A 13,638-nucleotide genomic window follows, 5' to 3' on the forward strand; every position below is an offset into this window, starting at 1 on the left:
CACAGTCATGGCGAATAAACGAAAACTAGCTCGAGTTACGAGCCTTCTGGTAGCCACGTCTCTCGTGTCCTCTAATTTTCTGGCCTTGTCTCAAGCGCAGTCGCAATCGATCGACCGGCCAGTTCGTGCCGTTGAAGATCCCGGCGTCATAACCACTCGCCAGGGGATCACACCTGCGGGCGCGCAGACGGTATTCAAAGGCCGCGTCCAAGGTGCTGCGTTTGGAAAAGATGGGACCCTTTGGGCCTTGTCGCGCAGCCATTTGTATCAGCTCAACTGGCTTGAGAATAAGACCATTTCTCAACATGCCCTCAAAGGAGTAGGCGGCATTCGTGGTATTGCACTGGACAAGGATGGCGTTCCAATTGTCAGCTATATTGAAGCCAAGCAAGGTCAACCCGGATCTGTTGTGATTGCGCGGCCTAATGCGGGAGCAAGCCCCGGGGGCCTTGCCAAGATTGGCAGCCAGCTTGGCACTGAAAATGTTGGCTCCCCGATTGTGCATGACGGCAAGGCTTTGACGCCTTTGACCTTCAATAATGGACTGGCAATTACGGATCTAGCATCTGGGCAGAGCAAGACCGTCACCGTGGGTGTTGCACCTGTGGCCGTAGCTGCTGGCGGAAATCTTGCATATGTCGCCAATTGGGGTGGGCTAGCCGCAACTGCCGGGTTGCCCAGTGCACCAACAGGCCTAAAGCCAGGTGCCGATCTTGTTCGGATCGATGCACAGGGCATAGCGCTTCAAGGATCAATCAGCGTCGTCAACCTAACTTCGGGAACCGTCTCTGACAATATCCCCGTCGGACGACACCCGACCGGCCTTGCCTTGGATGGGGCCAAAGGCTTGCTCTATGTGGCCAATACCAATGATGATTCCATTTCCGTCGTTGATGTTCGAACGCGGGCGGTCACGCAAACCATTAAGTTGCAACCCTTTGCGCAAGCCGTGAAGGGTATTGCGCCTTCAGGAATGACGCTCGACCGAGCAGGCAAGTTATTGTTCATCGCCTGCGGGGGCATTAATGCCGTTCTGATTTATGACCTCGAAGCAAACCGCATTAGCGGCTTGGTGCCAACGGGATGGTATCCGGTTTCAGTCGCCCTCAATGGCGATGAGACCAAGATGGTGGTGGCAACACTTTTGGGCATTGGCTCGGGCCAAAATGAAGGGCCGACAAAGCGCTTCGTGCACGCCAACCGCGGCAGTGTTCATGTAATTCCCATGCCGGACGCGGCTCAGCTAGCCAGTTATTCGGCAGCCGTTTCAGAAAACAATCGCATGGCCTATCGGGACGCGGTGGTGCCCCAGCCCAACCCACACGCGCCGCCCCGCGCGATTCCAGTTCGCTCTGGCGAGCCTTCTTTGATTGAGCACGTGGTGTACATCATCAAGGAAAATCGCACTTATGATCAGATCTTTGGTGACCTAGAGCGTGGCAATGGCGAACCAAATTTTGTGATGTTCGGGGAGGATGTGACCCCCAACCAACGCCGCCTGGCGCGCGACTTTGTCGTATTGGATAATTTTTATACAACCGGCGGCAATAGCGCCAGCGGCCACCAATGGGTCACGCAAGGCAATGAAGTCAGCTACACCTTATGGCCGGGTTATTCAGGACGTTCCTACCCATTTGATGGTAGCGATCCTTTGGCCTACTCTGCAGGCGGCTTTATTTGGGACTCTGTGCTTGCAAAAGGGAAGTCCGTCGCAGTCTTTGGCGAGTATGCCCCAAGCGTTTTGGAAGATAAACTTGTCGCGCGTCAGGGCTTGTTCGCGCGCTGGCAAGCTGGCGACAACTTTGCAAATCTATGGAACACGCGGTCACCAATTCCGCCACTGGACAGGGCGTTGGTCCGCAATTTTCCGCCCTATGATTTGGACGTACCAGATGTGGTTCGTGCGCGGATTTTCCTAAACAAGCTCAAAGATTACGAAGCTACCAATGCAATGCCGCATCTGACCGTCATTTTGCTGCCAAGTGACCACACCAGTGGCACAAAGCCTGGGGCGAATACACCCAAAGCGATGGTTGCCGATAATGATCTTGCCTTAGGACAAGTTGTCGAGGGTCTCAGCAAATCCAAGTTCTGGCCCAAGATGGCGATCTTCGTTGTTGAAGACGATTCGCAAAATGGGGTGGATCATGTTGATGGCCACCGAACAGTTGCACTAGCAATCAGTCCGTATACGCGGCGCAACCACGTGGATTCGACGATGTATTCGCATCAAAGCATGCTGAAATCGATCGAGCTGATCCTTGGTTTGCCAAGCATGTCCTTGTTCAATTTGATCGCCAACGACATGCGAGCTAGCTTTACCGATACACCTGACCTACGAGCTCACACGGCAATTGTCCCTAATCAAGATTTGCTTGAACTCAATCCACCGGCCATGGCTCTGACAGGTCCGCGAAAGGCCGGGGCATTAGCATCCGCAAAGATGAATTTCTCCGTCCCCGACGCTGTGCCGACGGCAGAACTCAACCGGATCGTCTGGCATGAGATTAAAGGCTGGTCGACACCCTATCCAAAATCAAAGAACGCCACCTTTAGCCCATTCCAGCTTGAAGATGAAGATGACTGAAGCGAACAAAGTTTGCTTTAACCGGACCGCCTGCGCTCTAGTCTTTCCGCTTCTTCTTGTGTCGCCAGCGGCGGCGCAAGAAGTTGAGACCATCATTGTTTCTGGCAGCATTCTAAAAGACAAAGCAAATCTGCCAGGGTCGGTTTTTGAAGTATCGGCGGACGATTTGGCTCGGCTAAAGCCCATATCTGTCTCTGATTTGCTGCAGGGGGTTCCTGGAATTCAGGTTGTTAGCGAAGATCTATTTGGTCTCAAATTGAATATTTCCGTGCGTGGACTGACACCGCGCCGATCGGCCCGCACCCTGCTTATGGAAGATGGCATGCCGATACAGCCTGCGCCCTATTCAGAGCCTTCCGCACATTATGTCCCACCGTTCGAACGGATTGAGCGTATCGAAGTACTCAAGGGATCGGGCGAGATTATGTATGGCCCGCAAAGCTTGGGCGGTATGATCAATTTCATCACCAAACCTGTCGCCGACGGCTTTGAAGGTCAGATTGATGTTGCAGCCGGCACACGGAATTTCGGGTCTGGCCACCTCATGCTTGGCGCGGGGAATGAACAGGGTGGCGCCACGCTCAACATTTTACAGAAGCAAAGCGACGGCACCAGAGATGGTCATTCAACACAGCTTAAAGATGTCGCGCTTAAGGCGGTTGTTAAACTCGGCGATCGCCGCACCTTAACGGCGCGCTTTACCAATTTTGTTGAAGATACAGCACTAACCGAGGCGGGGCTCAACGCTGCGCGCTATGCACAAAACCCTTATGCGAACCCGTTTGCAGACGATCATTTCGATCTGACCCGCCGGGCAATGCAGCTCGTCTATGATGCCGGTTGGGGTGCTCATGTTAATTCGCACACACAGATCTATGCAGCCGAAACATTCCGCGCTTCGTATCGCCAGACGGACACGTCGACGGACACAATGACGGCCAACCCAACAACAGGCTGTGAGGGGAGTGCGCGAACCGACTATGAGAATTTTGCAGCACGATGCGGCAATAAAATGCGCCCTCGAAAGTTTTCCTTTTCAGGTCTTGAGACCACTTGGACGATGCAGTCTTCCCTCTGGGGTCAAGAGATCACCTCAATCGTCGGCGCGCGTTGGCATCACGAAGATGCGGATCGTCGTCGATATAATGGTCTAACCCCGACAGCACGTGAAACCTCACAAGGCACGTTGTTACGTGATTTGAATTTGATCCAAACAGATGCGACGGCGCTTTTTGCTCAGACAACTTGGAACCATAAAAGTCTCAGCGTTAGCGCAGGGATCCGTAACGAAGATATCCAGACGACCAATACGTCGGTTTATGCCAACTTCCTCGAGAGAAATCTTCGCGCCTCGTCGCATCAGAATATCACACTTCCGGGCTTTGGGTTAACTTGGGAACCACATGATTCCTTTGTTGTATTTGCCGGTGTTCATAAGGGCTTCGCGCCACCACGCCCGGACCGGGACGTTGATCCACTGGCTCCAGCAAATCAGGTCCGTCCCGAGCAAAGTACAAATTACGAGCTTGGTATGCGTCGCCGTAGTGGCGATGCAACACAAGTCGAGGCGACCGCATTCTTGCTGGATTTCAAGGAACTGATCGTCGCAGGGCCGTTGTTGGGGTTGGCCAGTGGGACGCTAATCAATGCTGGTGAGGCCACCCATGCCGGTGGTGAACTCTACTTAAAGCATGAATGGTCAGAAGGCTTGTCCCCAAATTGGAAGCCTTGGATCACCCTGTCTGGAACCTATTTGGCCAAGGCAGAATTCGACAGTAATGTGGGGGAGGGTGCAGCCAATGTGCGGGGCAACCGAATTCCTTATGCGCCTAAATGGCTTGGCGACTTGTCTGTCGGCCTTGCAGGGACAAATGGGCTTGGTGTCACGCTTGGCGTTCATTATGTCGGTGAACAATTTTCGGATGCGCGCAATACAATTGCCCAATCTGCCGACGGCACGCTCGGGTTGGTGCCTTCTTATAGTATCCTCAATCTGGGTCTGACGTTTCAGCCCGACAGGGCGAATTGGGACATCTATCTCAGTGCCCACAATGTGCTCGACCGTCGCTATCTAACGACCCGCACGGACGGCATGTTTGCAGGACCTCCGCGCCAAGTGTTGATCGGGTTTCGCAGGCGACTTTGATGGCGGAGGTCACGACAAACAATGACGACCTTCATCCTTTGGCCGTTTCGGCAATTTGCCGATGCTAGAGAATGAGACAACGATGGTCAATTGACCGATATGGTGTGAGACACCAAAACAGTCGTTGAAGCAAACTCCAAGACAAGCCGCTCGTGAGCGGGGTGCTCTGAAATAGATTCTGTATGTTCAAACCAGCCAGAACGCAATTTGCCAATGCCTCCTGGCTCAATCTCGGGCGAACTCATTTGGCAAACAGCGGTCGACCGCCGATCCGATCCGCAAGTTGATTGCAGGCAATAGACACTTTTGTGGAGTGAGCGGGCTCTCAGCGCGCTCCAGATAGACACAACTGCAAAAAATTCATCCAAAATACAGCTAAAAAAAGTGGTAGCTGGGTGGTAGCTGGCTCATTTTTCGGGCCAAAATGCCTTGCTTGGCTCGTCCAGCTACCAAGCCATTTTTCGTCTAAAATTTTGATTTTATTGAGAAAAAATGGAGCGGGCGATGAGATTCGAACTCACGACATCCACCTTGGCAAGGTGGCGCTCTACCCCTGAGCTACGCCCGCGTCCTTGGGTACCGAAGGCACAAGTCCTCCGTAAGGACGGCGCATATGCCTTAGAGCTGACTGAAGTGCAAGGGGGGTGAGCCGTGCTTGATGCAGCTAGGTGCGATAGGTTACAGCAGAGCCATGATGAACACGCCTTCAAAACCCGCCAGCCGCGCTGATCTCTTCAAGCTTTTCGACCACTTAGGCATCGCGCATCATACGTTGGATCATCGCCCTGTCTTCACGGTGGAAGAGGGGGCAGATATCAAGGCTGCCCTACCAGGCGGGCATACGAAAAACCTATTTCTCAAGGACAAAGATGGCGCATTTTTTCTTGTCTGTGCTTTGGGGCAGACTCAAGTCCGTCTCAATCAGCTGCATAAGACCCTTGGCTGCGCCCGCCTAAGCTTCGGAAGCGAAGAGCATCTGTTGGAGCTCTTGGGTGTCACACCGGGTTCTGTGACGCTTTTCGCTCTCATCAATGATCCGGGCCGAAGGGTCACTTTGGTGCTGGATGAGGCCCTTTTGGCTGCCGAGCCGATCAATTTCCACCCGCTGAAGAATGATGCCACGACCGCAATCTCGCAGGCGGATCTGGCGGTCTTTATCCGTAACTGGGGTGGTCGGGTGTATCGCTGTGACTTTTCAGGTGATTTACCGCAGGCCAAACCTTGGACATGAGCTTTACGAAACACAGGCAGCGGCTTGCAACCTGACAGGGGTAAGCCCATTTCTAAACGTGAGACGATTTTTCGCGAACGCAATGTGAGAGGAGCGTGCGGCCCCGCACGGACACATCCATGGCCCTTATTGGCTTAGGCAGTTCAAAACCCAAATCAGGCGCAACAGCTGATCCAACAGGCTTGATTAAGGATGGCAGTGACCAGACCTTTAAGGCTGACGTGATCGATGTTTCGATGGAAACACCGGTCCTGGTCGATTTCTGGGCCCCTTGGTGTGGCCCTTGCCGCACGCTGACGCCAACCTTGGAGAAAGTGGTTCGCGCAGCGAATGGCAAAATTCGTCTGGTCAAAATCAATATTGATGAGCATCCTGCCATCGCAGGTCAGTTACGCGTTCAGTCCATTCCAGCCGTCTTTGCCTTTGATAAGGGCCGCCCCGTTGACGGCTTTATGGGAGCCCAACCCGAGAGCCAAATCAAAGCTTTGGTTGATCGACTTGTCGGTGCACAACCTGCCGGTGTGGACGAGCTCTTGGCCGCGGCAAAGGAAAGTCTTGACCTCGGAGATCTGGGTGGTGCTGCCCAATCCTATGCGCAAGCAGCCAGCCTAGACCCAGAAAACCCAAAGGCCTTGGCGGGTCTCGCCCGCGTTTATGTCATGGGCGGGGAGTTAGAAAAGGCCCAAGAGATTTTGGCGACTATTCCCAAAGCTAAAGCCAAAGACAGTGATGTTATCAGCGTGCAAGCTCAGATCGATCTGATCCTGGATGTGGCGGAGGCAGGCGATGCCGCTGCCTTGGCAGAGACGTTAGCCGATGCGCCAGAAGATTTGGCCGCCAGATTTGAATTGGCCAAAGCCCACATTGCCGCAGGCGACTTTGAAGGTGCCGTCGAGCACTTGCTCTTTATTATCAAAACCGACCGCACCTGGCAGGAAGACGCGGCCCGCAAGCAATTGTTGAAAGTGTTTGATGCCGCAGGCCCTATGGCCGAGGTTACGCGACAAGGGCGGCGTAAACTGTCGGCCATTCTGTTTTCTTAATCCCGCAACGGCGCTTGAACGAGGGCAAAGTTATGGTGGCAGGCTATGTCTACCGCAAACCATCAGACCTTCCGGCAACCATTCCTGTGTTTCCGTTGACCGGCGCGCTTTTGTTCCCGCGCGGCCAATTGCCTCTGAATATTTTTGAGCCGCGTTACCTGAATATGATTGATGACGCTTTGGCTGGGAATCGGTTGATCGGGATGATCCAGCCGGATGGAACGGGAGACCCCGAAAAGCCTGGTCTGTCTCGGGTTGGGTGTGTTGGAAAGCTGACTTCCTTTTCAGAAACCGACGATGGCCGGTATTTGATAACCCTGACCGGGATCTGCCGATTTAAAGTGGCCCGTGAATACCAAGTCACCACGCCTTATCGTCAAGTGACGGCGGACTGGCAGAGCTTTGCTGATGATTTGAAGCCGCCCAGCTCGATGGTCGGTTTTGATCGAACCGGCCTTTTGAATGCATTACGCGCCTATCTCGAGCGCAACAATCTCAAGGCGGACTGGGGTTCAATCGATCAAGCCCAAGCCGAGCCTCTGGTGAATGCATTGTCGGCGCTGTGCCCCTTTGTGCCGATTGAGAAACAAGCCCTGTTGGAAGCACCAACTATCGAGGATCGACGCGACGCATTGATTGCCTTACTGGACATGGATCAGGGTGACCGTGACGACGATTCCGATGATGAGGAGAGACCGCTGCAATGACTGATGCCGCCAAAAGCACTGCCACGGAAGGACGTGAGATTGATCCCCGCTTGCTGGAAATCCTAGTCTGCCCCGTCACGCGTACCCGTTTGACCTATGATCGAGATCGCAGTGAATTGGTGTCCAAGGCGGCGCGCTTAGCCTATCCCATCCGCGATGGCGTGCCGATCATGTTGGCGGGCGAAGCGCGTGAGTTGAATGATGCCTGAGATGGCTGGTGGCAGTTCTGACCGGCCTTGGCCTGTGGAACTGGTCTTTCAGGCAGGCGCCAAGCGCCTCAAGGCCCGTTTTGACGACGGGGCGTGCTTCGATATCGCATACGAGCTTTTGCGGGTGGAGAGTCCTTCTGCCGAGGTCCAGGGCCATTCAGCCGCCGGTAAAAAATGGGTAATGGGCAAACAGGACGTCGGCATCGAGCGGGCAGAACAGGTCGGTCGCTATGCTCTCCGCCTTGTTTTTGATGATGGCCACGACAGCGGCATTTTTACATGGGATTGGCTCTATCGCCTCGGCCGCGACCAGGATGTGCTTATGGCCGACTATCGCCGGGCGATAGGGGCCTAAGCGACCACTGAGAGAATTTGGGCCGCTTCTTCGGCGTCACGTCCAATTTGCGCAACCAGTTCCGGCAAGCCAGCAAACTTCATTTCTGGCCGCAGGAAGGCGTGCAAGCCGACTTCAAGGCGGCTGCCATAAAGATCGCCCTCAAAGTCAAAGATATTGACTTCAAATAAGGGCTGCCGCAGGCCGGTTGTGGGTGTGCGGCCAAAATTGGCAACACCGCTATACCAAGCTTCATCGCCCACACGATTGACCCGCACAGCATAGACACCAAAGCGCGGGGCCAATTGGTCTTCCAAATGGAAATTTGCGGTTGGGAAGCCAATGGTACGACCGCGCTTTTCGCCGTGTTGAACAACACCTTCCACCCGCCAAGGCCGTCCGAGCAGAGCGGTGACCATGGCCAGATGTCCGGCTTTTAAAGCCTCGCGCACACGGGTTGAGGAATAGCGCACCCCGCTGTGGTCCAGCACGGGTTCGACAATGCGGACGCCAAAGCCCAGTTTCTCGCCCATGGCTTGCACCATAGACCCATCGCCGCGTCGGTCGCAGCCAAAGCGGAAATCATGACCGACTGTGACATGACGTGGCTTTAGCTTGGCAACCAGAATGTCGGTAATGAAATCCTCCGCTGCCATACTTGCTATACTGGCATCAAATGGGATTTCGAACATGATCTCGGCACCCACATCGGCGGCGCGCTCCGCCCGCAGCCTTGGCGTGTTGAGGCGGAAAGATGGGGTGTCGGGTCCGGCAAAGAAACATTTCGGAGGTGGTTCAAAGGCGGCTACGGCGAGTGGGCGTTCCGGGCACGCTTCTTGGGCTGCGCGCAGCACAGCGACATGGCCCAAATGCAACCCATCAAATGCCCCCAGCGCGACACTTGCGCCTTGAGCTTCGGTGGGAATGAGCGACCGGGTATTGAAACTCAGCATTAGCCCTCGCGCTTTGCGACCATCACAACAGCTTCACCACTCAGGACTGCTTTGCCAGCGATCAAGCAGGTTGTCGACAGGGTGACAAAGCCTTTCGCAGGGTCGAGTTGGGTGATCTCGACACGGCTCGTCACGGTGGCCCCGATTTTGACCGGTCGCTTAAATTGCAAAGTTTGGCTTACATAGACCGAGCCGGGGCCTGGTAGACGCATACCAATGAGGGCAGAGACATGGCTGGCCGTCAGCATGCCATGGGCGATCCGCTCCTCAAACCGGGTCGTTGCGGCAAATTCAGAGTCGAAATGAACCGGGTTCATATCGCCTGAGGCGGCCCCAAACATAAGAATGTCTGCTTCGGTTACTGTGCGCGAAGATTCGGCTGTCTGGCCTACACTCAATTCTTCGAAATAAAAGCCTGCTGCAGGATTTGGCATCTGATGTCCTTTTTGGAACGTGATTCACGCTTCTTTAGCGCTCAACTGGTAAAGGGTTGTCAACCGTGGGGTGAGAGTGGCCGAAGCCACCAAAGGAGAAGTCGTATGGCAGTGGATATGAACGCGCCAGTATTGGTCGTCGATGATTATCAGACAATGGTTCGCATCATTCGCAATCTTTTGAAGCAGCTTGGCTTTGAAAATGTCGATGAAGCCGCTGATGGGCGCGAAGCTCTCGAGAAAATGAAGAAGACCAAATATGGCCTCGTAATCTCGGACTGGAACATGGAGCCGATGACGGGCTATGAGCTTTTGCGTGAAGTTCGTGCCGATGAAATCCTGAAGCCAACCCCGTTCATCATGGTGACCGCAGAATCTAAAACGGAAAACGTGATTGCTGCGAAAAAGGCTGGTGTGAACAATTATATCGTCAAGCCGTTCAATGCCCAAACCCTGAAAGCTAAGATCGCTTCTGTTCTGGGCGATTTCTAAGCATTGCTTGTAAAAAGGGGGGCTGACGATGCCGTCACCAGAAGTTGCTACCAAGGTTCGTGACGCGATCACAGCGCTAAAGGGCGCAGACCTTAAAGACCCTCGCTTGGGCGAAGTGCTGACCTTGGCGTCGCAAATGAGCGAAGCCATGCAAATGTTTTTCAGCTCAATCGATCGCAGCCTGTTTGATGAGATGCGCTATATCTCATCCTATATTCAGCGCACGCGGCTTGAGATTTCTAATCTGCGTCCAAACGATCTCAGTGAAGATCGTATTCCTGGTGCCGGTGCAGAGCTTCACGCAGTTGTCCAACACACGGCCGAAGCCACCAATCTTATTATGGCTGTTGCAGAAGATGTGATGGCAGCAGACACCAGCGATCCCGCTGCTTATCAGGCCTTTGTGTCGGAAAAGATGATGGAGATCTTTGAGGCCTGCACATTCCAAGACATCACCGGTCAGCGGATCAAGAAGGTGGTCGACACCTTGGCCCATATCGAGCAGCGTCTTGAGCGCTTCGCCAGTGTGATGGGCGTTGAAGATGCCGAGCTTGAGGAGACGGCAGAGGACAAGCGCAAGCGCGAGAACCTGCTCAACGGTCCTGCGCTCAACGGTCCAGAGGTCGCCCAAGACGACATTGATGCCCTCTTCGGTACGGAAGGCACATCGATGGATCAAAGCGACTTGGACGCTTTGTTCGACTAAATCTGATCTATTCCTGCGGTAACCAAGCCTGCGTTTACAGAAGTCTGGAACGCATGGCTTGGCTGAGCATGTCGATCAACGTAACGGCCACCACGATGATGATCCCGATGGCTGCCGTCTGCTCGTACTGGAAGCTGTTCATGCTTTCCATCAACTTCATACCAATGCCGCCTGCACCGATCAGGCCCAAAACAGTGGCCGAACGGGAATTGGATTCAAAGCGGTAGAGCGCATAGGACGTCCATAGTGGCGCAACTTGCGGCAAGACGCCCCACATAATCTCATGCAGCTTTGCAGCCCCGGTGGCGCGCACGCCTTCAACAGGGCGACTGTCGATCGATTCCACGGCTTCAGAGACCAATTTGGCTAAAACCCCGGCCGTATGCAGCGCGATTGCCAAGACCCCGGCCAGTGGGCCAAGGCCAACGGCCACAATGAAGATCAGGCCAAGCACCAATTCATTCACCGAGCGCAAGAAGTCCATCAAGCGACGCATCGGCCATACAAGCCAAGACGGGGCGACATTCGAGGCGCACATAAAGCCAAATGGAATGGCCATGATCACGGCCAAGCAGGTGCCCCAGATGGCGACTTGCACCGTCAGCCACATTTCTCGGACATAAACACGCCATTCCGAGAAGTCGGGATTGATCAGCCGTGTCGTGAAGGTCTGCATATTCTCCGAATTGGTGAAGAGGCGGGTCACCTTGGAAATCTCTGCGGGGCCAAAACTGATCACCAACAACAGAAAAATCCCACCCCAAACCAAAAGGTCATAGAGCTTGTCGGCTGCGGTGCGGGTTGGCGGTGCAGGCACATGGCCCAGCGAAACGGCACCGCTGGCTTTCATTGGGGTCGAACTCATTTCTTGACCGCCTTTCCTTCAACGGCATAGCCTTCAGTTGGGGTTGTCGGAAGCATGGGTAGAGCACGGCTTTTGGCGGCTTCCGCTTCTGCTTGGATGGCATCAAAGGCTTCTTTGGCCTTGGCAATTCTGCCGACATCGCCCGATTGCTGGGCTTGCATCAGGTCTTCAGTTGCTTGCATCTGCCGGACAGGCAGCAAATGATCATTATTGGCAGGTTGGAACAAACCGAAGCTGAGCGAAGCGAGAATAGCCCGTTCGCGATCTTGTTGTGCCTTGTCGCCCTGCCTGCCGTAATTCAAGAAGAAGTCTTTGATTTTCTTCTTCTTAACTGGGTCCAAATCCTTGCGCCAAATGATGGGGTCTTCGGGCAGAGTTGGTGATGTCCAAATGACTTTGACCCCATTGATCAATTTTGGATCTTGTACGCCCAAGATTTGCAAAGAAGTGGAATTATTGGTTGCCGCATCCAAGAGGCCCGCCGCGACCGATCGCACATTGGCCTCATGATTGGCCGAACGCACGGCCTTAAAGCAATTGGACGGGTTGATGTTGCGGGGTGCAAACAAATAGGTCATCGGCGCTAAGGTGCCGGATGTCGAACTTGCATCCCCCATACCAAAGTCCTTGCTTCGATCACAGGTCAATAATTGATCAATGGTCAAAGTGGACTTCTTGTTGACGATCACCACCGAATTATAGCCGTCCACACCTGACGGGTCGGACGAGCGGAGGAACACTTCTGCAGCGCCGGTGCTGACAACCTCCCAACCGGGCTTGTTCGAGAACCAGCCCACTTGGGTTTGACCAAATTGCATCGCGGTGACCAAGGGGGCGTAACCCGTTTGGAAATAGGGCTTAATTGTTAGGCCTGTCTGTTTTTCCATATCCGCCAATAAGGGCTTCCAGCGGGCCCCGAGGTTCTGGCTATTCTCGGTGGCGAGAATGGAGAAAATGATATCGGCCTCAACCTTTGGCTTGGCTTGCTGCCACAAGGCATAGGAGCCGCCAATGACCATGGCCAAAGCCAAGCCCCATTGTACGGTTTTCTCAAGAAGGTTCCGATGACCCACTTTGACCACTTCGGGGACGGGCTCCTCCTTTGGTGCCGCGTCGCCGGTTTCTTCGTCAAACTCTGCGCCATAAATTTCAATCAGTCGGTCACGGGTGAGGCCGTCTTTGGGGCCGTCATAGACAATCTGTCCGGCCTTGAGCGCGACAATTCGGTCGCAGAATTTTGTCGCATAGTCGATTTGGTGCAGCGTGACGATCACGGTAACGCCATCGCGCTGATTGAGGTCGCGCAAGAGCTCCATCACTTTGCGTGCCGATACTGGGTCCAGTGACGCGACAGGCTCATCTAAGAAAATGGCTTCCGCCCCCTGCACCAAGGCCCGCGCAATTGCGCCACGTTGTTGCTGGCCACCCGACAAGGTGTTGGCGCGCTGGGCTGCATAATCGGCAACACCCACGCGGGCTAAAGCTTGCATGGCGCGTTCTTGATCGGCTTGCGGCCACTGGCCAAAGAAGCCTTGGACGAAGGGCAGACGCCCCAAAGAACCCAGCATGACGTTTTGGAACAGGCTGAGCCGGCCAACTAAGTTGAATTGCTGAAAGACAAAACCGACCCGCGCCCGGGCTTGGCGCACCGATTCTGACAATTTGCCGTTCTTCTGTACCGAAATGCCAAGCAAATTGACTTCGCCCGTGCCTTCGTCGGTGGTGATCAGGCCAGTTGCATTACGAAGCAAGGTCGACTTGCCAGACCCAGACGGCCCGATAAGGGCCACCATTTCCCCGGGATGGACCGTAATGGATACATTATTGAGTGCCTTACGGGCACCATAGGTTCGAAACAGGCCTTTGGCCTCAAGAACTGGAGCTGTCATACTTCCCCACAAGCGATCATGCCCAGCCTGTTTAGCGGGTTT

The 13,638-nt window shown here is 54.3% G+C and carries 13 protein-coding genes, 1 tRNA gene and 1 pseudogene; 9 read left to right on the forward strand and 6 right to left on the reverse strand.

The window, feature by feature from the left end; all coding sequences use genetic code 11:
* Positions 1–7 precede the first annotated feature (7 nt).
* Both B7364_RS03050 and B7364_RS03055 read left to right on the forward strand, forming a co-directional pair.
* Positions 8–2,587 (forward strand): bifunctional YncE family protein/alkaline phosphatase family protein, encoded by a 2,580-nt coding sequence (locus B7364_RS03050; RefSeq protein ID WP_085338477.1) that lies wholly within the window; start codon positions 8–10, stop codon positions 2,585–2,587.
* On the forward strand, positions 2,580–4,733 hold the full coding sequence (locus B7364_RS03055) for a TonB-dependent receptor family protein (protein ID WP_198534014.1): 2,154 nt from the start codon (positions 2,580–2,582) through the stop codon (positions 4,731–4,733). Before B7364_RS03050 ends, B7364_RS03055 begins: the two co-directional genes overlap by 8 nt.
* A 493-nt stretch (positions 4,734–5,226) precedes the next feature.
* Here B7364_RS03055 and B7364_RS03060 read toward each other — a convergent pair.
* A tRNA-Gly gene (locus B7364_RS03060) sits at positions 5,227–5,301 on the reverse strand.
* Between the two features lie 123 nt (positions 5,302–5,424).
* Here B7364_RS03060 and B7364_RS03065 point away from each other — a divergent pair.
* The 5 genes from B7364_RS03065 to B7364_RS03085 all read left to right on the forward strand — a co-directional run bounded on the left by B7364_RS03065 (position 5,425) and on the right by B7364_RS03085 (position 8,278).
* Positions 5,425–5,964: a prolyl-tRNA synthetase associated domain-containing protein gene (locus B7364_RS03065; protein WP_085338479.1), complete on the forward strand. Its 540-nt coding sequence runs from the start codon at positions 5,425–5,427 to the stop codon at positions 5,962–5,964.
* A 119-nt stretch (positions 5,965–6,083) separates the two neighbouring features.
* Positions 6,084–7,007, forward strand: a complete 924-nt coding sequence (gene trxA, locus B7364_RS03070) for a thioredoxin (protein ID WP_085338502.1) — start codon at positions 6,084–6,086, stop codon at positions 7,005–7,007.
* A gap of 32 nt (positions 7,008–7,039) precedes the next feature.
* The gene (locus B7364_RS03075) at positions 7,040–7,714 is read left to right on the forward strand and encodes an LON peptidase substrate-binding domain-containing protein (protein WP_085338480.1); all 675 of its coding nucleotides are present in this window, start codon (positions 7,040–7,042) and stop codon (positions 7,712–7,714) included.
* Positions 7,711–7,923 (forward strand): Trm112 family protein, encoded by a 213-nt coding sequence (locus tag B7364_RS03080; RefSeq protein WP_085338481.1) that lies wholly within the window; start codon positions 7,711–7,713, stop codon positions 7,921–7,923. Before B7364_RS03075 ends, B7364_RS03080 begins: the two co-directional genes overlap by 4 nt.
* A complete protein-coding gene (locus B7364_RS03085; RefSeq protein ID WP_232780786.1) occupies positions 7,913–8,278 on the forward strand; it encodes a gamma-butyrobetaine hydroxylase-like domain-containing protein in 366 nt (121 codons plus the stop codon). The genes B7364_RS03080 and B7364_RS03085 overlap by 11 nt, the downstream gene beginning before the upstream one ends.
* Here the strand turns inward: B7364_RS03085 and ribF are convergent.
* Complete coding sequence (ribF, locus tag B7364_RS03090; protein ID WP_085338483.1) at positions 8,275–9,210, reverse strand: riboflavin biosynthesis protein RibF; 936 nt, start codon at positions 9,208–9,210, stop codon at positions 8,275–8,277. The genes B7364_RS03085 and ribF overlap by 4 nt on opposite strands.
* A complete protein-coding gene (locus B7364_RS03095; protein ID WP_085338484.1) occupies positions 9,210–9,644 on the reverse strand; it encodes a MaoC family dehydratase in 435 nt (144 codons plus the stop codon). Before B7364_RS03095 ends, ribF begins: the two co-directional genes overlap by 1 nt.
* 105 nt (positions 9,645–9,749) lie before the next feature.
* Here B7364_RS03095 and B7364_RS03100 point away from each other — a divergent pair, with 105 nt between their 5' ends.
* A complete protein-coding gene (locus tag B7364_RS03100; protein WP_085338485.1) occupies positions 9,750–10,136 on the forward strand; it encodes a response regulator in 387 nt (128 codons plus the stop codon).
* Between the two features lie 28 nt (positions 10,137–10,164).
* Positions 10,165–10,842 (forward strand): protein phosphatase CheZ, encoded by a 678-nt coding sequence (locus B7364_RS03105; protein WP_085338486.1) that lies wholly within the window; start codon positions 10,165–10,167, stop codon positions 10,840–10,842.
* Positions 10,843–10,876: 34 nt separating this feature from the next.
* Here the strand turns inward: B7364_RS03105 and phnE are convergent, their stop codons facing one another.
* From phnE to phnC, 3 genes and pseudogenes are all read right to left on the reverse strand, one after another.
* Positions 10,877–11,707 carry a phosphonate ABC transporter, permease protein PhnE gene (gene phnE / locus B7364_RS03110; protein ID WP_232780787.1) on the reverse strand — a complete coding sequence of 277 codons (831 nt, stop codon included), beginning with the start codon at positions 11,705–11,707 and terminating at the stop codon, positions 10,877–10,879.
* The gene (gene phnD / locus B7364_RS18080; protein ID WP_085338504.1) at positions 11,704–12,726 is read right to left on the reverse strand and encodes a phosphate/phosphite/phosphonate ABC transporter substrate-binding protein; all 1,023 of its coding nucleotides are present in this window, start codon (positions 12,724–12,726) and stop codon (positions 11,704–11,706) included. The genes phnE and phnD overlap by 4 nt, the downstream gene beginning before the upstream one ends.
* An 81-nt stretch (positions 12,727–12,807) precedes the next feature.
* Positions 12,808–13,596 (reverse strand): annotated as a pseudogene (gene phnC, locus B7364_RS18085) (phosphonate ABC transporter ATP-binding protein); the annotation flags it as partial.
* Between the last annotated feature and the right edge of the window lie 42 nt (positions 13,597–13,638).

This window comes from Aquidulcibacter paucihalophilus, assembly GCF_002105465.1.
Classification (GTDB): Bacteria; Pseudomonadota; Alphaproteobacteria; order Caulobacterales; family Aquidulcibacteraceae; genus Aquidulcibacter; species Aquidulcibacter paucihalophilus.